The organism is Streptomyces pacificus, from assembly GCF_011766325.1.
GTDB lineage: Bacteria > Actinomycetota > Actinomycetes > Streptomycetales > Streptomycetaceae > Streptomyces > Streptomyces pacificus.
The window spans coordinates 190,567-212,917 of record NZ_BLLG01000004.1; the positions used below are offsets into that span (position 1 = coordinate 190,567).

Consider the following 22,351-nt stretch of genomic DNA (forward strand, 5'->3'; position numbering starts at 1 on the left):
TAACGCGCGGGAGGGGACCGTCCTGCCGGGTCAGAACGCCGCGGGGGCGTCCACCAGGGTGGTCCGGCGGGGGTTGGCCGTCCGGACGGGGAGGGCGGGGGACGGTTCCGGCCGTGCCTCGGGCTGCAGCTCTCCGGCGTCGTCGAGGTGCGCCAGGGTGGTGCGGCGGGGGTTGGCTATGTTGCGGATCGTCGTCTTCATCACTCGCCTAGTCGGTGTGCCGGTGCTTGTAAAGCGTCAGGCTAGGCAGCGATTTCCCTGCGAAAGCACGGAAGAGCCAATGATCTACGTGTGAGTTTGCTCACGACGTCGCGGGTAATTCCGTCATTCCGGGCAACCGAACGCTCATTCGGAAACGGACATCGCAGACTCGAATACGTCATTCCGCTCCCGATCATCGCGACTGGGACACCCCCCGCCCGTAAGTGACTCGTGAACAAACAACCGATTCCTCCGCGATCGATTTCCACGATTCGTGACATTGCGCTCACCGTCCGTCACCCGGGTCGCGGGCCGGTGCGCGGCCCTTGTTGGAGATCCGGCACTGTGCTGGAATTCCACGCACCGCCGCGGGTTACGACCGGCGCGCAGGGGGCGCAACGCAGCGCCGAGTGGCGGCGGAGAAGGGGGGGGGGAAGCGCCGGTCCACGACCACCTTGGGGGCGCCTCCACCGCCCCTATGACGCCGACACCGTCCTGCCGTACCGCGGGGGACGCCTGGTCCAGAGGTTGCGACGCTAGTGCAGGGACGTTTCAAGAGGGATGGCATGGGGCGTCCCCAGGCCCGCAAGGGCCAGGGGGAAGCTGCCACGGAGAAGGAGCCGCGCGGCGCGGGTGACCGCGGCCCCTCGCCCCAGCACACCCAGAGCCAGGGGTCGGCCGGCGACGGCGGCGACCGCGGGGGGCGCCACGGCGCGGCCCCGGCCACCGCGGAATCCGCGGACCGGCCCACGGCCAAGGGCGCGTCCGACACGGGCTCCCGGGTCGCCCTGCGCAACTGGCGCATCAGCACCCGGCTGGTCGCCCTGCTCGCGCTCCCCGTCGTCGCGGCGACCACCCTCGGCGGTCTGCGGATCAACGAGTCGATGAACGACATGGAGCAGCTGGACCACATGCAGCTGCTCACCAAGCTGACCAGGGAGGCGACGGCCCTCGCCGAGGCGCTCCAGGAGGAGCGCGACCACGCGGCCGGTCCGCTGGCGAACGACGGCAGCGCCGACGCCTTCGAAGTCTCCCAGCCCCGCCGGGAGACGGACCGCCGCAGGGAGACCTTCCTCGCCGCTGCCGTCTCCATCGGCGACACCTCGGGCGACGACACGCTGGAGAGCATCCAGGCCAACGTCGGCCAGATCGCCCAGCAGGTGACGACGATCGTCAAGATCCGCAGCACCGCCTACGACGGCGAGGATTCGACCACGCAGACGGTCAACCGGTACAACCGGCTGATCACCTCGCTGCTCACGCTGTCCCAGGACATGGCCCAGGCCACCAACAACCCTGAGATGATCAAGCGCACCCGTGCCCTGGCGGCCTTCTCCGCCGCCAAGGAGTACGCGTCGATCCAGCGCGCGATCATCGCGGCCGCGCTCCCGGCCAACGCCAAGACCGCCGGCGAGATGAGCGAGAACGACCGCCTCACCGGCGACGACGCCGCCGAGAACGAGAAGCAGGCCCTCGCCGCGTTCAAGCGCATCTACGCCTCCCTCGGCGGCGACGCCGAGGAGCTGACCGCCCCTCTGGTGGAGGGCAACTCCGAGATCGAGGAGGCGAACGCGTACGCCGACCGCGTCCTCAGCCGCCCCAGCGGTCTCGCCGGCGCCGAGCGCCGCGGCTACAAGGACTGGACGGACCAGGCCGACACCAAGATCGACGCGATGAACACCATCGAGAAGACGCTTCTCGGTGAGATGGAGAGCAAGGCCCGCGAGCTCAAGCAGGAGTCGCAGCAGGACGCCATCATCAACGGCGCGCTCATCCTGCTGGTGCTCGGGGTGTCGCTGGTCGGCGCGTTCGTCGTCGCCCGGTCCATGATCCGCTCGCTGCGGCGGCTGCAGGACACCGCCACCAGAGTCGCCCAGGAGCGCCTGCCCGAACTGGTCAAGCAGCTCTCCGAGGCCGACCCGCAGGACGTGGACACCACGGTCGAGTCCGTGGGCGTGCACTCCCGGGACGAGATCGGAAAGGTGGCCGCGGCCTTCGACGACGTGCACCGCGAGGCGGTGCGCCTCGCCGCCGAGCAGGCCCTCCTGCGCGGCAACGTCAACGCGATGTTCACCAACCTGTCGCGCCGTTCGCAGGGTCTCATCCAGCGTCAGCTGTCGCTGATCTCCGAGCTGGAGTCCCGCGAGGCCGACCCGGACCAGCTCTCCTCCCTCTTCAAGCTGGACCACCTGGCGACCCGTATGCGCCGCAACGGCGAGAACCTCCTCGTCCTCGCGGGCGAGGAGCCGGGCCGCCGCTGGACCAGACCCGTCCCCCTGGTCGACGTGCTCCGGGCCGCCGCCTCCGAGGTGGAGCAGTACGAGCGCATCGAGCTGGCCAACGTACCTGCGACCGACGTCGCGGGCCGTGTCGTCAACGACCTCGTGCACCTCCTCGCCGAACTGCTGGAGAACGCGACGTCGTTCTCCTCGCCGCAGACCAAGGTGCGCGTGACCGGTCACGCGCTGCCCGACGGCCGGGTGCTGGTCGAGATCCACGACACCGGTATCGGCCTCTCCCCGGAGGACCTCGCCGCGATCAACGAGCGGCTGGCTTCGCCGCCGACCGTGGACGTCTCGGTCTCCCGCCGCATGGGTCTGTTCGTGGTCGGCCGTCTGTCCCTGCGGCACGGCATCCGCATCCAGCTCCGTCCCTCCGACTCCGGAGGCACGACCGCGCTGGTCATGCTCCCCGTCGATGTCGCCCACGGCGGCAAGAGGCCGCCGGGCACGCCCGGTGCGGGCGGGCCGAACGGCATGTCGCAGGCCCTCGACGACGGTGGGCGCCCCGGCCTCGGCAGCGGTTCCCAGGCCGGCCAGACCAACCAGGGGGGCCCGCCCGCCCCGGGCGGAGAGCGCGGACAGGTCGGCGCCGGGTCGGGTCCCCGTGCGGCGCTTCCCGGTCGGGACGGCGGCCCGCAGCAGGGCGGTCCCGCCCAGGGCCGCGCGCCGCAGGACTTCGCCGGACAGGACTTCGCACGGCAGGGCGGCTCTTCCTCGAACGCCTCCACGGGCGCGTTCTCGGCGTTCGGCTCGGACTCCGGCCGCGGCCGGACGGCCGGACCGGGCCCGCGGGACCCGGGCCCGGGCGATCGGGGCCGCGACTCTCGCCCGGCGCCCGGCGGCGTTCCGGTGGCCGAACTGCCCGGAAGCGACAGCCGGCAGCAGCGCCCGCAGTCCGCCGGATGGGGCGGGGAGCAGTCGCGTTCCGCCCAGGACGCGCCGCGGGGCCACGACGACCCCGAGTCCACCGGCCGGTTCCCCGCGCTCGGTGCCACCGGCGGCGACGGTCACCAGGGCCGCTCCCCTGCCCAGGACCCGGCGGCCACCGAGCAGTTCGCCCGTCCCGACTTCAGCGCCCCGCGTCCGCCCGCGGCGGGCGGGAGCCGGCCCGAAGACCCGCGTCCACGCCGGGGCGGTGCGGATTTCGGCGCACCGCGTCCGACCGTGGGAAGCCTGCCCGCACAGCCGCAACCGGAGGCGCTGCCGCCCGCGTCCGGCCCCGGCGACGGCCGTACGCCGCTGTACGACACGCTGGAGACGAACTGGTTCCACCAGAACCAGGGCGGCGGGGCGAACGGGACCGCCGGGACCCCGGCCGCGCCCGAGCAGTCACCGCCGGCCGGGCTCCCGGACCCGCTGGGCCCGCCGGCCGACCGGGGCCCGTCGGGCCAGGACGACCGGACCGACGCGGGCGCCGCCTCCTGGCGGACCTCGTCCAACGACGAGCTGGTGCGCCAGGCCGAACGGGTCCGCAAGCCCGCGGCCGGCGGAGTCACCACCTCGGGTCTGCCCCGGCGGGTACCGCGCGCCAACCTCGTGCCGGGAACCGCGCAGGAGCAGCCCCGCCAGAGCGGACCGCAGGTGTCCCGCGCGCCGGACGACGTGCGGGGCCGCCTGACCAATCTCCGTCGGGGCATCCAGCAGGGCCGTCAGGCGGGCGGTTCCGGAAACACCGGCAGCTTCAACGTCGGCCCCACTCACCAGCAGGAGCGTTAGTTGAGCCCGATGAGCCAGGCGGCGCAGAATCTGAACTGGTTGATCACCAATTTCGTGGACCACACCCCCGGGGTGTCCCACACCGTGGTGGTCTCCGCCGACGGACTCCTGCTGGCGATGTCCGAGGGGTTTCCGCGCGACCGCGCCGACCAGCTGGCGGCGGTGGCGTCCGGACTGACCTCGCTGACCGCGGGAGCGTCCCGGATCTTCGAAGGCGGCGCGGTCAACCAGACCGTCGTGGAGATGGAGCGCGGCTTCCTCTTCATCATGTCCATCTCCGACGGCTCCTCACTGGCCGTACTCGCCCACCCGGACGCGGACATCGGCCTCGTGGGCTACGAGATGGCCCTCCTGGTCGACCGCGCCGGCACCGTCCTCACCCCGGACCTGCGCGCCGAACTCCAGGGGAGCCTTCTCCACTAGGAACCACGGCGAGCCCGCCGTCCGCGGGGGACAGCCCAGGCACCCCCTCATCCGACCACTCACCGTCCGGCCGCCCCGCCCTGCCCCCCACCGGCCCAGTCAGACGGCAGCCGACCACTTGCTGTCACGCCCGGAGGACTCATGACCCCGCCCCCCGCCTCTCACGATCCGTACGGTGTCCCCATGGACACCGACTACGGCCATGAAGGCGACCAGCCGCTGGTGCGCCCGTACGCGATGACCGGCGGCCGGACCCGGCCGCGCTACCAGCTCGCCATCGAGGCACTGGTCAGCACCACGGCCGACCCGGCGCACCTGTCGACGCTGCTGCCCGAGCATCAGCGGATCTGCCATCTCTGCCGGGAGGTCAAGTCCGTGGCCGAGGTGTCGGCGCTGCTGTCGATGCCTCTGGGTGTGGCGCGGATCCTGGTGGCGGACCTGGCGGAGGCCGGCATGGTGGCGATCCACCAGCCGGGTAACGGAGAGGCCGGCGGCACGCCGGACGTGACACTGCTCGAAAGGGTGCTCAGTGGACTTCGCAAGCTCTAGCGGCGGTGCTGCCCGCTCAACCACCAGTGCGAAGATCGTGGTGGCGGGTGGCTTCGGCGTGGGCAAGACCACGTTCGTCGGCGCCGTCTCGGAGATCAACCCGCTGCGCACCGAGGCCGTCATGACATCCGCATCGGCCGGCATCGACGACCTCACCCACACCGGCGACAAGACCACCACCACCGTGGCCATGGACTTCGGCCGCATCACACTCGACCAGGACCTCATCCTCTACCTGTTCGGCACCCCCGGACAGGACCGCTTCTGGTTCATGTGGGACGACCTCGTCCGCGGCGCCATCGGCGCCGTCGTCCTCGTCGACACCCGCAGACTCGCCGACTGCTTCCCCGCCGTCGACTACTTCGAGAACAGCGGCCTCCCCTTCGTCATCGCCCTCAACGGCTTCGACGGACACCAGCCCTACACCCCCGACGAAGTCCGCGAAGCCCTCCAGATCGGACCCGACGCACCCATCATCACCACCGACGCCCGCCACCGCGCCGACGCCAAAAGCGCCCTCATCACCCTCGTCGAACACGCACTCATGGCCCGCCTCAAGTAGAGGCGTCCGCAAGGCAGTTGCCGGGGACCTTGCGGGGCGGGCCGTGTCTTTCGACACGGCCCGCCTCCATGTTCATAACGTTTCGACAGAGAATTCGGAGGACTTGGACACCCGACGCATCCGGCTGGTACCGCTGTGCTCATACAAGCCCCGATTTTTGCCGGGGCTCGCTGTTTATGCCCCTTTTATCTCCGGTCCCACGAACTCGGTCCGGCCGGCTCCCGCTGTTTGGAGCCGACCCCCCGGGCGTGCTGAAATCAACGAACTCATGAGTAGTACGGCCCTGAACAATAATCGGCACAACGTAGGTGCCGACGCCGAGAGGTTGTTGGTCGAGTGAGGCGAAGCAAGACGAGCTCCGCGGAGCAGCAGTCGCGGGGCAACTTCACCCCGCCCCTGCGCGCAGCGGCGCCGCCCGCGGATGCCCGGCCCGCGGAGCCCACCGCCACCGGCGGCAGCTCCAGCAGGCTGTCGCCGCGCAACTGGCGTGTGCCGACCCGGCTGAACGCGATCCTCCTCATACCCGTACTCGTCGGCCTCGTCATGGGCGGCTTCCAGGTGAAGGGGTCGATCGACACCTGGACCGAGGCCCAGGACGCCGAGCGAACGGCGCTCATCGTCCGCGCCGCGTCGGAGTACGGCCAGGCCCTCCTCAACGAGCGCGACCTCACCGCGGAGCCCCTGCTGAAGGGGGACAGGGACAGCAGGGTCGTCAGTGAGGCGCGAGCCGCCACGGACGCCGCCAAGCGGAAGTTCGACGAGGCCGTCCAGGACATGCCGCAGAAGGAGGGCCTCCAGCGGCGCCTGAACCTCTTCCGTGCCGCGGAACCCGGCCTCCAGGAGCTGCGCGAGGTCGCCTACACGTCCCAGTTCGAGACGGCGTCTAAGTCCGAGGGCGACGACCCCGACGACCCGTCGGACGATCTGCGGGGCCCGGTCGCCACCCAGGAGAGCTACGTCGGCGTCCAGCACTACCTGATGGAGTTCGCCAACGAACTCGGCCTCGGCACCGGCAACGTCACCAGCTACGGCCGGATGGTGTACGCGATCCAGCTGGCCAAGGCCGCCGAGTCGCTCCAGCGCTCCATCGGCATGGAGCTGCTCGTCCGCCCGAGCGAGAAGCAGGACATCAGGGCCGGTCAGACCATCGCCTTCAGCTCCTATGCCTACCTCGAGGCCATCGCTCTCGGCGAGTACCAGTCCGCGGGAACCCAGGCCGACGTGGACAGGCTGCAGGAGGTCCTGGCCGAGAAGGCGGAGGAGGGCCGGAAGGCGCTCGCGGCCGCGGCCACCGCCGCGGCCGCCTCGGGACGGGACATCCCGTCCCCGCCCAAGGACGAGGACGGTTCCGTCCTCGGCGGCATGGTCGGTGCGATCAGCACCGGCGCCGGCCCGGACGAGCTCGCGGAGATCGGCGTCACCACGGATGTCTGGATGCCCGCCGCCACGGCCAAGTTCGAGGGCTACAGCGAGGTCGAGAAGGAACTCGTCGACAGGGCCGTGGCCGAGGCCGCACGGATCTCCGGCGAGGCCAGGACCGACGCCTTTGTCAACGGTCTGATCGTCGTCATCGCGCTGCTCACCGCGTTCGTCCTGGCCGGCATGGTGGCCCGTCAGATGAGCCGCTCGATGCACCGGTTGCGCACGGCGGCCTTCGGCATCGCCGAGCAGCGCCTGCCGATGCTCGTCGACCAGCTCTCGCGCAACGAGCCGGGCCGGGTGGACACCCGTGTGCAGCCGATCCCGATCGACAGCCAGGACGAGATCGGCGAGGTCGCCCGCGCCTTCGACCAGGTCCACCGGGAGGCCGTGCGGCTCGCCGCCGAGCAGGCCATGCTCCGCGGGAACGTCAACGCCATCTTCACCAACCTGTCGCGCCGCAACCAGTCCCTGATCGAGGGGCAGCTGGCCCTGATCACCGATCTGGAGAACAACGAGGCCGACCCGGACCAGCTGGAGAACCTCTTCAAACTGGACCATCTGGCGACCCGGATGCGCCGCAACGGCGAGAACCTCCTGGTCCTCGCCGGCGAGGAGCCCGGCCGCCGCTGGAACCAGCCGGTGCCGCTGGTGGACGTGCTCCGGGCCGCCTCCTCCGAGGTGGAGTCCTATGAGCGCATCGAACTCGCCGGCGTCCCGGAGACCGAGATCCACGGCCGGGCCGTGAGCGACCTCGTGCACCTCCTCGCCGAGCTGCTGGAGAACGCCACGACGTTCTCCTCCCCGCAGACGAAGGTCCGCGTCACCGCGACCCGGCTGCCCGACGGCCGGGTCATGGTCGAGATCCATGACAAGGGCATCGGCCTGACCGCCGAGGACTTCGCCGACATCAACCACCGGCTGGCCAACCCGCCGACGGTGGACGCCGCCGTCTCGCAGCGCATGGGCCTCTTCGTGGTGGGCCGGCTGTCCGACCGCCACGGCATCCGCGTACAGCTGCGCCCCTCGGGCGAGCAGGCCGGTACGACGTCGCTGGTGATGCTCCCGGAGGCGATCACCCGCGGTGGCGGCGACGGCGACGAGGAGGTCCCGGGGGACGACTTCACGGTCTCCCAGATGATCCCGGCGCAGGCGTCCTTCGACGCCGCTCCGGTGCTCACCGCCGCCGAGCTCGGATTCGACGACTCCCGCTACGAGGAGCAGCCGGCCGGCCCCCGTCCGCTGGACCCGGGCAACCGCTCGCTGACGCGCGGGGAACGGCGTGCGGCACTGGCGGGGGAGGCAGAGGGCGACCACCCGCCGTTCCACGGCGAGCACGAGCACGAGCAGGGCTACGCCGATCAGCCGAGCCGCACCGAGGAGCGGTACGAGCAGGGCTACGCACCGGAGCAGCAGCCCGCGTACGACCAGAACGGGTACGACAGGGACGGGTACGACCGGGACGGGTACGGCTCCGTCGGCTACGAGCCCGGCGGCTACGACCGGAACGGCCACGGCAGCGACGCCCAGGACGCCAACGGCTACCAGAGCACCGGCGAGTTCCAGGTTTCCGGCGGCTACCCGGAGCACCGGGAGCAGACCTACCCGGAAGCCTCCCACGATGGCCCGCAGGGCTCCGCACCGGGCTACGGCGACGGCTACGCCTCCCGGTCCGGCCAGGAGGAGTGGGCGGCCCGGAACACGTACCAGGGTGCGTACGACCCGGAGTACCGGGCGGATGCGGAATCTGCTCCCCCCGCTCCCGTGAACGGCGCGGAGCGCGTAGGCTTCGAACGTCCGGGTCCTGCCAGCGGTTCCGGCCACCAGCTGACCGACGCCGGTCTGCCGCGCCGCGGCAGCGGCCGGCCAGGCCAGTCGGCGCAGCACGAGGCGCAGCAGGAAGCGCAGTGGCAGTCCGCCCCCGCCGGCGGGGGCGGGACGGGGGGACAGGCGGGGCAGACGCCCCAGCCGACCCGGGCCGGAGGCACGGCGGCCGACGGCTCCGACGACGAGGGGCGGGCGAAGAACGACGAGCGCTGGCAGCGGGCCGAGAAGCTCCGCAGGCCGGCGGCCGGCGGAGTCACCTCGTCAGGGCTTCCCCGCCGGGTTCCCCAGGCCAATCTGATCGAGGGCACGGCGGAGCAGACGCCGCAGAGCGGCCCTCAGGTGTCCCGCGCCCCTGAGGACGTACGCGGCAGGTTGAGCAACCTGCGGCGCGGTGTCCAGCAGGGACGCAGCGCGGGAACGGACACGAACGGATCGGGCTTCGGCCCGGGCAGTACCTACCACCAGGAGCGTTAGTGTGAGCCCGATGAGCCAGGCGGCGCAGAATCTGAACTGGTTGATCACCAATTTCGTGGACCACACCCCCGGGGTGTCCCACACCGTGGTGGTCTCCGCCGACGGACTCCTGCTGGCGATGTCCGAGGGGTTTCCGCGCGACCGCGCCGACCAGCTGGCGGCGGTGGCGTCCGGACTGACCTCGCTGACCGCGGGAGCGTCCCGGATCTTCGAAGGCGGCGCGGTCAACCAGACCGTCGTGGAGATGGAGCGCGGCTTCCTCTTCATCATGTCCATCTCCGACGGCTCCTCACTGGCCGTACTCGCCCACCCGGACGCGGACATCGGCCTCGTGGGCTACGAGATGGCCCTCCTGGTCGACCGCGCCGGCACCGTCCTCACCCCGGACCTGCGCGCCGAACTCCAGGGAAGTCTTCTCAACTAGCCGAAGGGCGGTGCGTACGCCGCCACCGCGCCATAGGGTGCGGTGGCGCGGCTCCACAGGGACATGGACCGGCTCACGGCACTCGGAGGAGGAATCGTGGCAACACCCCCAGGCGGACACTCATACGACGGGGCCCGGCAGTCTCCGGGTGAGCACGCTCAGAACCGCTTCAACTTCCCCTCTTCGCCGAGCAGGGGCGGTGGTCCCCAGCCCTACCGGCGGCCGCAGCAGCCGTACGACCCGTCCTACCACCAGCCGAAGGAGCCCCGGAGCCGTCCGGCGGCCCCCCACCGGGCGCCGGAGCCCGCCGCCGCATCAGGCGGCAGCAACCCGCTGGTGCGCCCGTACGCGATGACCGGCGGCCGGACCCGGCCGCGCTACCAGCTCGCCCTCGAGGCACTGGTCAGCACCACGGCCGATCCCGCCCGGCTGCACGGGCAGTTGCCCGAGCACCAGCGGATCTGCCGACTGTGTTTCGAGATCAAGTCCGTGGCCGAGATCTCGGCACTGCTTTCCCTCCCCCTCGGCGTCGCCCGGATCCTCGTAGCCGACCTGGCCGAGGCCGGACTCGTCGCCATCCACCAGCCCGGCGGCGACGAGACCGCCGGCGGCCAGCCAGACGTGACACTGCTCGAAAGGGTGCTCAGTGGACTTCGCAAGCTCTAGCGGCGGTGCTGCCCGCTCAACCACCAGTGCGAAGATCGTGGTGGCGGGTGGCTTCGGCGTGGGCAAGACCACGTTCGTCGGCGCCGTCTCGGAGATCAACCCGCTGCGCACCGAGGCCGTCATGACATCCGCATCGGCCGGCATCGACGACCTCACCCACACCGGCGACAAGACCACCACCACCGTGGCCATGGACTTCGGCCGCATCACACTCGACCAGGACCTCATCCTCTACCTGTTCGGCACCCCCGGACAGGACCGCTTCTGGTTCATGTGGGACGACCTCGTCCGCGGCGCCATCGGCGCCGTCGTCCTCGTCGACACCCGCAGACTCGCCGACTGCTTCCCCGCCGTCGACTACTTCGAGAACAGCGGCCTCCCCTTCGTCATCGCCCTCAACGGCTTCGACGGACACCAGCCCTACACCCCCGACGAAGTCCGCGAAGCCCTCCAGATCGGACCCGACGCACCCATCATCACCACCGACGCCCGCCACCGCGCCGACGCCAAAAGCGCCCTCATCACCCTCGTCGAACACGCACTCATGGCCCGCCTTCGGTAGGCCGTCGCGCGGTCCGCCACGGGCGCGCAGGGCGCGGACGGAGCAAGGCCCAGCGGGGCGGGGGCCCTGTCGGTCCCTCCCGATGCCGTCGGTCGATCCGCTCCGCTGGGCCCCCGTCCGGCGGGGTGGACTGCTGTGAGCGGCCGGACGCCGGGCGCACACGAGCAGTGCGCCCGTGCGCACGGCTGGCGGGCGGGCCGATGGCGGCAGGCACCGAACACGGCGACGGCCTGCGCGACCCCGAACGGGTCGTGCAGGCCGTCGTCGCAGGGGCCGTCGTCGCGAGGGCATCACCGCAGGGGCCGTCGCCGCATGCCGTCCGCTTCTTCCGGCGCGCCGGGCGGCGCCCGGAAGAAGCGGGCGTCAGCCCTGCCAGGAGTGCGGCGCGCGGAAGCCGGACTGGCGCTCCAGGCGGCGCCATCCCGCAGTGCTGCGGCCTCGGGTGGCCGGCGCGGTCTGCGACCGGGACGCGGCGCGGGCGAGGAGAACGGCCGTGAGGGCGGCGAGTTCCTCGGGGCCGGCGTGTCCCCTCTCGACGCGGAGCAGGGATTCGGCAGGAGTGGTCATCTGCAGCACTCTCCTCGTGGGTTACTGCGGGGGATTGCCGTGCTTGCGGGACGGCAGGTCGGCGTGCTTCGTGCGGAGCATCGCGAGGGAGCGGATCAGCACCTCGCGGGTCTCGGCCGGGTCGATGACGTCGTCGACCAGTCCGCGCTCCGCCGCGTAGTAGGGATGCATCAGCTCGGCCTTGTACTCCTTGACCATGCGGGCGCGCATCGCGTCGGGGTCCTCGGCGCCGGCGATCTGGCGCCGGAAGATCACGTTGGCCGCGCCCTCCGCGCCCATCACGGCGATCTCGTTGGTGGGCCATGCGTAGGTGAGGTCGGCGCCGATGGACTGGGAGTCCATGACGATGTACGCGCCGCCGTAGGCCTTGCGCAGGATCAGCGAGATCCGGGGCACGGTCGCGTTGCAGTAGGCGTAGAGGAGCTTCGCACCGTGGCGGATGATGCCGCCGTGCTCCTGGTCGACTCCGGGCAGGAAGCCCGGAACATCCAGCAGTGTGACGATCGGGATGTTGAAGGCGTCGCACATCTGGACGAAGCGCGCGGCCTTCTCGCTCGCCTCGATGTCGAGCACACCGGCCAGCGACTGCGGCTGGTTGGCGACGATCCCGACGACCTGGCCGTCCAGTCGGCCGAGGGCGCAGATGATGTTGCGCGCCCAGCGCTCGTGGATCTCCAGGTAGTCGCCGTCGTCGACGACCTCCTCGATGACCTTGTGCATGTCGTAGGGGCGGTTGCCGTCGGCCGGCACCAGGTCCAGCAGGACGTCGGAGCGGCGGTCCGCCGGGTCCTCGCTCGGCACCTGCGGCGGGTTCTCCCGGTTGTTCTGCGGGAGCATCGACAGCAGGTAGCGCACCTCCGCGATGCAGGTCTCCTCGTCGTCGTACGCGAAGTGCGCCACGCCGCTGGTCTCGGCATGCACATCGGCACCGCCGAGGCCGTTCTGGGTGATGTCCTCGCCGGTGACCGCCTTGACCACGTCCGGGCCGGTGATGAACATCTGCGAGGTCTCACGGACCATGAACACGAAGTCGGTCAGCGCGGGCGAATAGGCCGCGCCGCCCGCGCACGGGCCGAGCATGACGCTGATCTGCGGGATGACGCCCGAGGCCCTGGTGTTGCGCTGGAAGATGCCGCCGTAGCCGGCGAGGGCGGAGACGCCCTCCTGGATACGGGCGCCTGCGCCGTCGTTCAGCGAGACCAGTGGCGCACCGGCCGCGATCGCCATGTCCATGATCTTGTGGATCTTCGTGGCGTGCGCCTCGCCCAGCGCACCGCCGAAGATCCGGAAGTCGTGCGCGTAGACGAAGACCGTGCGGCCCTCGACGGTGCCCCAGCCGGTGATCACACCGTCGGTGTAGGGCTTCTTCGACTCCAGCCCGAAGCCCGAGGCACGGTGCCGCCGGAGCTGCTCGACCTCTCGGAACGATCCCGCGTCCAGCAGCAGCTCGATGCGCTCCCTCGCGGTCAGCTTGCCCTTGGCGTGCTGCGCCTCGGTGGCCCGGTCGCTGGGGCCGCGCCGCGCCTGCTCACGAAGGTCGTGCAGCTCGGCCACACGCCCCCGCGCGTCGGTCGGCTCTCCCGCGGTCTCGTCCAAAACGGTCATGTACGAACCCTACGGAGCCGACCGGGAAAATCACGCCGTTGACTCCGTACAGTCTCACGCCCGTTCTGCTGTCAGCCCCACACAGAACCATTTCGCACCACAGGTGAACTACTAGTTGAACGCTCCGGGGATTTGTGGCAGTCCCACAATGACGTCCTTCGATGGCGACCCCAGGGCCATGCACGGCAGCCGATGCCCCCTGAGCCGCGTGCGGCCCGGAGCGGGGAGGGGCCCACGCCTCCCCGGGCCGCGGCGCCGGGGGCCGGGGGCCGGTACGCCGGACAAGCGGCCGGACGGTCGCTCAGGCGCGCCAACGGGGCCACGAGCCAACAGGTTTCGCCGCCGCGAAGCCCGGGGGCCCTGGTCAGGGCCCCCGGCGGCACGGGCGCGGCGGACATGACGGCCAGTACACCGGCCGTGGCGCACCGCCGGAGGTTCGCCGCGGCCGGTTCGGGCGGCTGGGGCGCGGACGGCCGGAGGGCCTCCGCGTTGTCGGGGATCTCCAGCCGGGCCCGGCCGCGTGCGTGAGCGGCTGCCGCCGGCCGGGAAGCCCGGGAGCCCGGGAAGCATCCGTACGACGAGTTCACCGGATCGGTCCCCTGGGCGGGCCACCGGGTCAGGGAGGGGGCGGGTTCGGGTGCGCGGACCCGGAGGCCCGGGGCCTGGGGGCGCGGGGTGCGTGGCGGGGTGCGTGTCGGGGTGCGTGTCGGGGTGCGTGTCGGGGGCGGCAGCAGTGGGGCGCCTGCGGTGCGGAAGGCCCCGGCCCCGGCCGCAGCGGTCCGTCGCCCGCGGGGGCGCGGACGGCGGACCCGGATCCCGCCCCGGCCGGCACCTCGCGAGGGGATACCTGCGGCGGGGCGGCGGCGGTCCCGACCGGACATACGGCAACGAGCGCGTCGGCTTCGAGGGCAGCGCCGAGGATCCTGCGCTCCGACTGGGGACTGACCTGGAACGCGGCTCTGGAGACCGGTGGTGTCATGGTCGGCGACAAGGTGAAGCTCAGCTTCGACATCTCCGCGATCAAGCAAGCCGCCTGACCCTCTGCGGCGGGAGCCTCCCCCGATGCTGCTGCCCCGCAGCCGCGCCTCGGCCCGGGTGGTGCGGCTGCTCTCGGTGATGACGCTCTCGACGTTCCGCTTCCCGGTGCGCTTCAGAAACCGCCGCCCGCGTCGAAGCCGCCGCCGGAGCCCCAGTCGCCGAAGTCGCCGCCGAAGTCGGAGGAGCTGAAGTCGGCTCCGGAGAAGTCGCCGCCGGAGAAGTCGCCGCCACCGTACTCGGCGCCGTACGCAGGGGTGGACAGGGCACTGCCCAGCAGCGTGCCGGCGAGCAGTCCGGGCAGCAGCGCGCCGCCGAAGTAGCCGCCCGCCCAGGGGCCGTAGGCGGGTCCGGCCTCCCAGTAGGGGCGGCGGCCGGACTCGGTCTCCACGGTCCTGGTCATGGGGTCCCGGCCGTCCTGGAGACGGGCCGCGTCGGCGGCGCACACGGGCACCTCGCGGGGGGCGCCGGCCGCCGGGGTCCAGTTCATATCGGTCGTGGACGGGCCGTGGCGCGGGTCGAAGAAGCACGGAGCGCGGCGCTCCGGCAGCGGGGCGCCCGCCCTGCGCGCTGCCAGCACCGCCAGCGCGAAGCGGCCCTCCTCCAGCGCTCCGGTGACGGCGCGCACGTCATGGGGGTGCTCCGCGGCGGCCATCGCGGACTTGGCCTCCTCGTAGGAGTCCAGGGCGCGTTCGTAGTCGGTGCGCATCGCGTCGTCGGCGCCCGGCTCGGACGGGTGGAAGTCCAGCCTGTCCAGTTCCTCGCCGTAGGCGGTGATGTCCTCGTCGACGACGACCCTCAGCTTCTCCAGCGCGGCCCGCTCCTCCTCGGCCCTGCGGCGGCGGTTGCGGCGGACCACGGCGTAGGCGCCCGCCCCACCCGCGACGAGCACGGTGCCGACGGCGATCAGCGAAGCCGTGCCGGCGCCCGTGGGGCCGGCCCCTTCGCTCCAGGACGCCGGTGCGCTGCCGCGGACGGTCGGAAGTGCCTGGTCGACGAAGTTGCCGAGCTGTGTGGCGGCGTCCCCGCCCGGGGTGTTCACCCCGGAGACGATGGTGCGCACCGCGTCCCGGGGCATCACGGTGCCGTCGGCGCCCGCGTCGAACCGGTCGCCGAGGCGGATGGCGTACAGCCCCGTGATTCCGGTGGCGGTACGGAGATCGCGCAGCACACTGTCCGCGGGGAACTGCGCACTCTCGGGCAGGACGGCGACGAACACGGGCTTGTCCGCGCTCACGATCCGCTCCTCGAGGGCCTCCTCGTCGGCCTGGGACAGCTGGGCACGGGCCGCGGGGTCCACATAGACCGGGCCCTGCTTCAGTGCGGCGGCCGCGTCGGAGACGCCCGTGTCCCGGGCGCTCGCGCCCGGCGCGAGCGCGAGCAGCAGAAGCACCAACCCGGCAAGGGCGGAAAGCAGGGCAAACGGCCTGGTCCTCATACCATCGAACCTACCCGAACACTGCTGAAGAGGACACAGCCCCCGGTGGTACCAACCGGGCCGGCACCGCACCGGGAGCCTCCCCGCGGGCCGGGCCACCGGGTCACTCGGCGGGCTCGACGCCCGCGCGCAGCAGCCCGTAGGTGTACGCGTCCTCCAGGGCCTGCCAGGAGGCGGCGATGATGTTGTCGCCGACTCCGACCGTGGACCACTCGCCGGTCCCGTCGCCGGTGGTGGTCAGCACCCGGGTGGTCGAGCCCGTGCCGTGCCGGCCCTCGAGGATGCGGACGCGGTAGTCGATCAGCTCCAACTTGGCGAGTTGGGGGTAGATCCGCTCCAGCCCCACCCGCATCGCCCGGTCCAGCGCGTTGACGGGACCGTTGCCCTCGGCGGTCGCGACGATGCGCTCGCCCTTGGCCCACAGCTTCACCGTCGCCTCGTTGGCATGGCTGCCGTCCGGGCGGTCCTCGACGATGACCCGCCAGGACTCGGTGCGGAAGTAGCCGAGCGCACGCCCTTCCGCCTCCGCACGCAGCAGCAGTTCGAAGGAGGCGTCGGCCGCCTCGTACGTGTAGCCGCGCAGCTCCCGCTCCTTGACCCGCTCGACGACCCGGCCGACGAGTTCCCGGTCGCCGCCGAGGTCGACACCGAGCTCCCTGCCCTTGAGCTCGACGGAGGCGCGGCCCGCCATGTCGGAGACCAGCATCCGCATGGTGTTTCCGACCTGCTCGGGGTCGATGTGCTGGTACAGGTCGGGATCGACCTTGATCGCGGAGGCGTGCAGTCCGGCCTTGTGGGCGAAGGCGGAGAGACCCACGTAGGGCTGATGCGTGGACGGTGTGAGGTTGACGACCTCGGCGACGGCGTGCGAGATCCGGGTCATCTCCCGCAGCGCACCCGCGGGCAGCACCTGCTTGCCGTACTTCAGCTCCAGTGCCGCCACCACCGGGAAGAGGTTGGCGTTGCCGACGCGCTCCCCGTAGCCGTTGGCGGTGCACTGGACGTGCGTCGCGCCCGCGTCGACGGCGGCGAGCGTGTTCGCCACGGCGCAGCCGGTGTCGTCCTGGGCGTGGATGCCGAGGCGCGCGCCGGTGTCGGCGAGGACGGTGGCGACGACCGCCTGGACCTGGGCGGGCAGCATGCCGCCGTTGGTGTCGCAGAGGATGACCACGTCGGCGCCCGCCTCGTGGGCGGTGCGGACGACCGCCTTCGCATAGGCGGGGTCGGCCCGGTAGCCGTCGAAGAAGTGCTCGCAGTCCACGAACACCCGCCGACCGTGCGAGCGCAGATGGGAGACGGTGTCGCGGACCATCGCCAGGTTCTCGTCGAGGGTCGTGCGCAGCGCCAGCTCTACATGGCGGTCGTGGGACTTGGCCACCAGCGTCACCACCGGTGCCCCGGACTCCAGCAGCGCCTTGACCTGCGGGTCCTCGGCGGCGACGGCGTTCGGGCGGCGGGTGGCGCCGAAGGCGACGAGCCGGGCGTGCCGGAAGTCGATCTCCTGGCGGGCCCGGGCGAAGAACTCCGTGTCCCGGGGGTTGGCGCCCGGCCAGCCGCCCTCGATGAAGCCCACGCCGAACTCGTCGAGGTGCCGGGCGATGGCCAGCTTGTCCGCGACGGTGAGGTTGATGCCCTCGCGCTGCGCTCCGTCACGCAGCGTGGTGTCGAAGACATGGAAGCCGTCGTCGAGGACCGTGTACCTATCGTTGTCGTCGGGGGCCGCTGTGGTCATGGCTCTGGTGACTCCTGTCGGATGAGTGGCTCCGGAAGCTCTGGCTCCACTTGCCCCCATCTTCGCGCGCCTCGGTCTCCGGCCGGGGGTGGGGCCGCACAACGAAAAAACCCCTCGCGGGTGCGAGAGGTCTGCGCGCGGGTCTGGGGCACGGTGCCGCCGCCGCGGGGGGTTGCCGTCCACGGTCAGCGGTCACTGCGGACCGGCGCGCTGCTGCCGATAATCATGGCGAATGCGAGCACGGCGGCAGTGTGCCATATCGGCGCACCGGCATGGACAGCGGTCTCAGTATGCGGGCAGCGGGGCCGGGCCCGGTCCGCCGCCGCACCGCGCCGGGTGGGGCGGCGGACCGGGCCCGGCGGCGGTCAGCCCAGTTCGCGCATCCAGCCGTGCCGGTCCTCGGCCGTACCGGTCTGGATGGCCAGGAGGGCCCTGCGCAGCTCCATCGTGACCTTGCCCGGCTCGCCGTTCGACTGGGTCCACTCGCCGCCGGTGGACTTGACGGTACCCACGGGTGTGATGGCCGCGGCGGTGCCGCAGGCGAAGACCTCGGTGAGGGTGCCGTTCTCGGTGTCGCGCTTCCACTGGTCGGTGGTGATCGTGCCTTCCTCGGACCCGTAGCCGAGGTCACGGGCCAGGGTGAGCAGCGAGTCCCGGGTGATGCCGGCCAGCAGCGAGCCGGTGAGCTCGGGTGTGACGATCCTGTCCCCGTACACGAAGTACAGGTTCATGCCGCCCATCTCCTCCACGGTCCTGTGCTCCAGGGCGTCGAGCCAGACGACCTGGTCGCACCCCTCGGCCGCGGCCTCGGCCTGGGCCAGGAGGGAGGCGGCGTAGTTGCCGCCGGTCTTGGCGAAGCCCATGCCGCCGGGGACGGCGCGGACGTAGTTCTCCGACAGCCAGACGGAGACGGGCTTGACACCGCCCGGGAAGTACGCGCCGGCGGGCGAGGCGATGACGATGAAGAGGTACTCGTTGGCCGGCCGGACGCCCAGTCCGACCTCGTTGGCGAACATGAAAGGACGCAGGTAGAGGGAGGACTCGCCGCCGTGCTCCGGGACCCAGGCCTTGTCCTGCTGGACCAGTGCGTCGCACGCCGCGATGAAGGTCTCGACCGGCAGCTCCGGCATGGCCAGGCGGCGGGCGGAGAGCTGGAAGCGGCGGGCGTTCGCGTCGGGCCGGAAGGTGGCGACCGAGCCGTCGGGCCTGCGGTAGGCCTTCAGCCCCTCGAAGATCTCCTGCGCGTAGTGCAGGGTCATGTTGGCCGGGTCGATCGACAGCTGCGCATAGGGGGTCAGCTCGGCATCGTGCCAGCCCCGGCCCTCGGTCCACTTGATCGTCACCATGTGATCGGTGAAGTGGCGGCCGAATCCCGGGCTGGCCAGGATCGCCTCGCGCTCCGCGTCGGACCGGGGGGTCGAGGAGGGCTTGAGCTCGATCGAGGGCGTCGTCATGTCTGCGTGTCCTTCACCGTGTGTGTGTGACGGACCGCGCTCACGTCTGTACGTCTGCTCGCCCCGTGTACATCGGTACCAGGACGTCCGAGCTTCCCCGCATGATGCGGCCCCACGTTCGATTATCGCAGTGCGTGGCGGCGGGAACGGAACAGCGTGGGCTGCGGCCCAAGGGTCGATGGTGGCACCCGGGGGCCGCAGAGGAGAAGCCGCCGGGTGCGTGCGCGACCCGGCGGCTCCGAGGATTCGGGATCCGGCGGGTCAGCCCGCTACTCGCGCCGCGAGCGCGTCGCCGATCTCGTCGGTGGTGCGCTGGCGGCCCCCCGCCGCACCTTCGGCGTCGGAGCGGGACTCCCCCCGGTCCGCCAGATCGGCGGCGACGGCGTCCTCGACACGTGCGGCCTCGGCCTCGTGACCGAGGTGGCGCAGGAGCAGGGCGACGGACAGCACCGTGGCCGTGGGGTCGGCCTTGCCGGTGCCCGCGATGTCGGGAGCGGAGCCGTGGACGGGCTCGAACATCGACGGGAATTCACCCGTCGGATTGATGTTGCCGGAGGCGGCCAGGCCGATACCGCCGGTGACGGCCGCGGCGAGATCGGTGAGGATGTCACCGAAGAGGTTGTCGGTGACGATGACGTCGAAGCGCTCGGGCTGGGTGACGAAGAAGATCGTCGCGGCGTCGACGTGGAGATAGTCGGTGGTGACCGCCGGGTACTCCTCGGCGACCTTGTCGAAGATCCTCTTCCACATATGGCCCGCGTGGACGAGGACGTTGTTCTTGTGAACCAGCGTCAGCTTCTTGCGGGGGCGGGTGTCCGCCCGCGCGAACGCGTCCCTGACGACCCGCTCGACGCCGTACGCCGTGTTGACGCTCACCTCGGTGGCGACCTCCGCGGGCGTACCGGTGCGCAGGGCACCGCCGTTGCCGGTGTACGGGCCCTCGGTGCCCTCGCGGACGACCACGAAGTCGATCTCCGGGCGGCCCGCCAGCGGGGTCGCGGTGTTCGGAAAGAGCTTCGAGGGGCGCAGGTTGACGTAGTGGTCGAAGGCGAACCGCAGCTTGAGCAGCAGCCCTCGCTCCAGGACACCGGCCGGTACGGACGGATCGCCGATCGCTCCGAGGAGAATCGCGTCATGCTGCCTGAGGGAGTCGAGTTCCGCCTCCGGGAGGGTCTCGCCGGTGCGGTGCCAGCGCCTGGCGCCGAGGTCGTACTCCCGGGTCTCCAGCTTCACATCCTGAGGAAGTACGGCCGACAGGACCTTGAGGCCCTGGGCCACCACCTCCTGGCCGATGCCGTCGCCGGGGATCACTGCGAGATTGAGGCTGCGAGACATAACCGCACCGTACTCCGCGTCCCATCGCATGACACTGGACGTCCACCATGCGGACGCGGGCTCGCGGCCGACGCCTGCCGGCACGCGGCGCACGGGCCCCGGCACCGGCCCTTCACGCCTTCCGGGAGCCAGCCGGCCTCCCGGCAGCGCCCCACCCCGGCACCCGGGACAGGCCCCCGCTCGGGCCCGCCATCGCGGCGGCCCGCGCTCCGGCCCGCCGCAGCGGCACGCAAGCCGGAGTGGCACGCAAGCCGGAGCGCGCACGTCCCCGCTACGGCGGCTACCGACCGCAGGACCGCGGCGCGAGAGAACGGAGCCGGAGAACCGAGCGGGAAGAACAGGGGCGGGGACGGACGGCGACGACCGCGGCGCGGTCGGCACTTCACCGACCGCGGCGGGCTGATCCGAGACGCCGGCACGGCCGGAGAACGGTGGGGCCGGTGCGACCGGCGGGACCGGCGGGACCGGCCGGTGACCCCCGGGCGCCACCGGCCGGTCCCGCCGGTCAGTGGCCGGTCTCGCCGCCGTTGTCCCTGCGGTCCAGGGCACGCTGCAGCGCCGCGGCGGCGTTCGCTGCGGTGCTCCTTCGGTCGGTGTCGCTGACGCGAGGTGCGTGACGGACGCGGCGACGGAGGAGGGTCCGCTCGGGCATGGTCGTCGACTCCTTGAGATCGGGAACGATCGAAGGCGCCGGAAGGGGCGGGGAGCGGGCCGCAGGGGTTGCCTGCTTCGGGGCGCCGGCTCGGACCGCCATTCGCTGGATCGAGCGAGACGTTCGGCTTCTACAAAGCTAAGGGACCGCGGCCTCACTGTCTCTACAACTAGTCGGACTTCCTACAATCTGAGACGCGATCATGAAGAACCGCCGCTCGGAGCGGTACTCCCCGGAGAGGCGGGGCGCGCTCTCTGTCCACGGTCGGCGAGACCGGACTCCCGAGCGGACGGACTCCCGAGCGGATCTCCCGCCCGTCCCCGGTCCGGACGCTCCGCTGAGTCTTCAGGGGCGTCCGCACAGGCGCCGCCGCCGTCGGAGCACACCCGTCGGAGCACACCCGTCAGAGCACGTCGCCGTCGCGCCAGTCGAAGAGGAGGGCGGCGGCCGCGGGATCCGGCAGGGGGCGCCCCGGCGGCTGGCGGAGGAAGGTGGAGTCCTCCTCGCCCGGGAGGCGGACGACACCGCCGGGGCTGAGGACCTCGACCCTGCCGCGCCAGGGCCGCCAGCCGCGGGAGCGGTACAGCTCCGCGCCGTCGTCGGACGCCGAGAGGGCTCCGAGCTCGTACGCGCCGTCGATCACCCGCTCCAGAGCGCCCGTCACCCGCCCGCCCAGCCCTTGGCGCCGGCGGTCGGCCCGCACGGCCACCGCCTCGAGGTAGCCGACGCGATAGGAGCGCCCGCCGTGCACCACCCGGCGCATGATCACGCTGCCATGGGCGGCCAGTCCGTCCCGGTCGCGGATGAAGGCATGGACGCCGCCGAGCCCGTGGGACCAGTCGTCATCGTCGAAGTCGCCGTCGAAGGCCGCGTCGAGCAGCGCGCGGATCTCACCGAGGGCAGCTTCGGACAGCTGGTAGGTGTGGGCCGTGCGCAGTGACCCCGTGGTGTGGTCCGTCATAAGGGCAACTCTCTCAGGCACGGGCTCTCCCGCCCCGCCGCAGACCGTCGGGGCGGCGCTAATGCGCCACCCCCGGGACGCGTTGGCCACACCTGCGTCCGCGGCTCCATGCCTCCGGGGAACCGCTCGGCCGCGAGAGCACTTCACCGCGCGGTCCCGTTCCCGGTCCCCTTTCGGGCGGACGGCCCGGGAACGGAAACGGGACCGGGAGCCGGGCCGGCTGCTCGGCGGGCCGGTGCGTCCGCCCTGTCGGTGCGCGGGGAACACGGCGGACGGTGCGGGAGTGGACCGGCGGGCGCGCCGATGCGGACAGGGGCCCCGGTCGGAGCAGCCGGGCACCCACGGCCCGGTGCGGGGGCCTCGTGAGCCGGGCACCTGCCCGAGAGGCACCCCACCGGCCCTCGCCGGCCCGGGGAGGACCGGCGGGGCCGGTGCTGACGGGACCGGGCACGGCCGCCCGGCCCGGC

The 22,351-nt window shown here is 71.9% G+C and carries 17 protein-coding genes and 1 pseudogene; 9 read left to right on the plus strand and 9 right to left on the minus strand.

All coding sequences use genetic code 11. From position 1 onward, the window contains the following. Positions 1–30: 30 nt before the first annotated feature. Positions 31–201 (minus strand): hypothetical protein, encoded by a 171-nt coding sequence (locus tag SCWH03_RS08395; RefSeq protein ID WP_173263532.1) that lies wholly within the window; start codon positions 199–201, stop codon positions 31–33. A gap of 566 nt (positions 202–767) precedes the next feature. On the opposite strand from SCWH03_RS08395, the gene SCWH03_RS08400 reads away from it, so the two are divergent. The 8 genes from SCWH03_RS08400 (at position 768) to SCWH03_RS08435 (ending at position 11,105) form a co-directional block, all read left to right on the plus strand. Further along, positions 768–4,199, plus strand: coding sequence for a nitrate- and nitrite sensing domain-containing protein (locus SCWH03_RS08400; RefSeq protein ID WP_173263533.1), 3,432 nt, complete (start codon positions 768–770; stop codon positions 4,197–4,199). A 9-nt stretch (positions 4,200–4,208) separates the two neighbouring features. Further along, complete coding sequence (locus SCWH03_RS08405) at positions 4,209–4,622, plus strand: roadblock/LC7 domain-containing protein (RefSeq protein WP_173263768.1); 414 nt, start codon at positions 4,209–4,211, stop codon at positions 4,620–4,622. 141 nt (positions 4,623–4,763) lie between these two features. Continuing rightward, positions 4,764–5,171, plus strand: coding sequence for a DUF742 domain-containing protein (locus SCWH03_RS08410; protein WP_026165243.1), 408 nt, complete (start codon positions 4,764–4,766; stop codon positions 5,169–5,171). Further along, positions 5,152–5,733: a GTP-binding protein gene (locus SCWH03_RS08415; RefSeq protein ID WP_026282171.1), complete on the plus strand. Its 582-nt coding sequence runs from the start codon at positions 5,152–5,154 to the stop codon at positions 5,731–5,733. The genes SCWH03_RS08410 and SCWH03_RS08415 overlap by 20 nt, the downstream gene beginning before the upstream one ends. 336 nt (positions 5,734–6,069) lie before the next feature. Continuing rightward, the gene (locus SCWH03_RS08420; RefSeq protein WP_173263534.1) at positions 6,070–9,453 is read left to right on the plus strand and encodes a sensor histidine kinase; all 3,384 of its coding nucleotides are present in this window, start codon (positions 6,070–6,072) and stop codon (positions 9,451–9,453) included. A 10-nt stretch (positions 9,454–9,463) separates the two neighbouring features. After that, positions 9,464–9,877, plus strand: coding sequence for a roadblock/LC7 domain-containing protein (locus SCWH03_RS08425; RefSeq protein WP_173263535.1), 414 nt, complete (start codon positions 9,464–9,466; stop codon positions 9,875–9,877). A gap of 96 nt (positions 9,878–9,973) precedes the next feature. Beyond that, positions 9,974–10,543, plus strand: a complete 570-nt coding sequence (locus SCWH03_RS08430) for a DUF742 domain-containing protein (protein WP_173263536.1) — start codon at positions 9,974–9,976, stop codon at positions 10,541–10,543. Then, positions 10,524–11,105, plus strand: a complete 582-nt coding sequence (locus SCWH03_RS08435) for a GTP-binding protein (RefSeq protein WP_026165101.1) — start codon at positions 10,524–10,526, stop codon at positions 11,103–11,105. Before SCWH03_RS08430 ends, SCWH03_RS08435 begins: the two co-directional genes overlap by 20 nt. A 363-nt stretch (positions 11,106–11,468) precedes the next feature. On the opposite strand, the gene SCWH03_RS08440 is transcribed toward SCWH03_RS08435, so the two are convergent. Continuing rightward, the gene (locus SCWH03_RS08440) at positions 11,469–11,672 is read right to left on the minus strand and encodes an acyl-CoA carboxylase epsilon subunit (protein ID WP_173263537.1); all 204 of its coding nucleotides are present in this window, start codon (positions 11,670–11,672) and stop codon (positions 11,469–11,471) included. A 21-nt stretch (positions 11,673–11,693) separates the two neighbouring features. Beyond that, positions 11,694–13,277 carry an acyl-CoA carboxylase subunit beta gene (locus SCWH03_RS08445; RefSeq protein WP_173263538.1) on the minus strand — a complete coding sequence of 528 codons (1,584 nt, stop codon included), beginning with the start codon at positions 13,275–13,277 and terminating at the stop codon, positions 11,694–11,696. An 877-nt stretch (positions 13,278–14,154) separates the two neighbouring features. Here SCWH03_RS08445 and SCWH03_RS08450 point away from each other — a divergent pair. Continuing rightward, a pseudogene (locus SCWH03_RS08450) lies at positions 14,155–14,314 on the plus strand (YceI family protein); the annotation flags it as partial. Between the two features lie 113 nt (positions 14,315–14,427). Here SCWH03_RS08450 and SCWH03_RS08455 read toward each other — a convergent pair. From SCWH03_RS08455 to SCWH03_RS08480, 6 genes are all read right to left on the minus strand, one after another. Then, on the minus strand, positions 14,428–15,750 hold the full coding sequence (locus SCWH03_RS08455; RefSeq protein WP_173263539.1) for a hypothetical protein: 1,323 nt from the start codon (positions 15,748–15,750) through the stop codon (positions 14,428–14,430). Between the two features lie 103 nt (positions 15,751–15,853). Then, positions 15,854–17,482 (minus strand): citramalate synthase, encoded by a 1,629-nt coding sequence (cimA, locus tag SCWH03_RS08460; RefSeq protein WP_173263540.1) that lies wholly within the window; start codon positions 17,480–17,482, stop codon positions 15,854–15,856. Positions 17,483–17,847: 365 nt separating this feature from the next. Further along, positions 17,848–18,936, minus strand: coding sequence for a branched-chain amino acid aminotransferase (locus SCWH03_RS08465; RefSeq protein ID WP_173263541.1), 1,089 nt, complete (start codon positions 18,934–18,936; stop codon positions 17,848–17,850). A gap of 261 nt (positions 18,937–19,197) precedes the next feature. Beyond that, complete coding sequence (locus SCWH03_RS08470; RefSeq protein WP_173263542.1) at positions 19,198–20,271, minus strand: 3-isopropylmalate dehydrogenase; 1,074 nt, start codon at positions 20,269–20,271, stop codon at positions 19,198–19,200. A 505-nt stretch (positions 20,272–20,776) separates the two neighbouring features. After that, positions 20,777–20,923 carry a hypothetical protein gene (locus SCWH03_RS08475; protein ID WP_173263543.1) on the minus strand — a complete coding sequence of 49 codons (147 nt, stop codon included), beginning with the start codon at positions 20,921–20,923 and terminating at the stop codon, positions 20,777–20,779. A gap of 403 nt (positions 20,924–21,326) precedes the next feature. Further along, the gene (locus SCWH03_RS08480) at positions 21,327–21,884 is read right to left on the minus strand and encodes a GNAT family N-acetyltransferase (RefSeq protein WP_173263544.1); all 558 of its coding nucleotides are present in this window, start codon (positions 21,882–21,884) and stop codon (positions 21,327–21,329) included. Positions 21,885–22,351 lie beyond the last annotated feature (467 nt).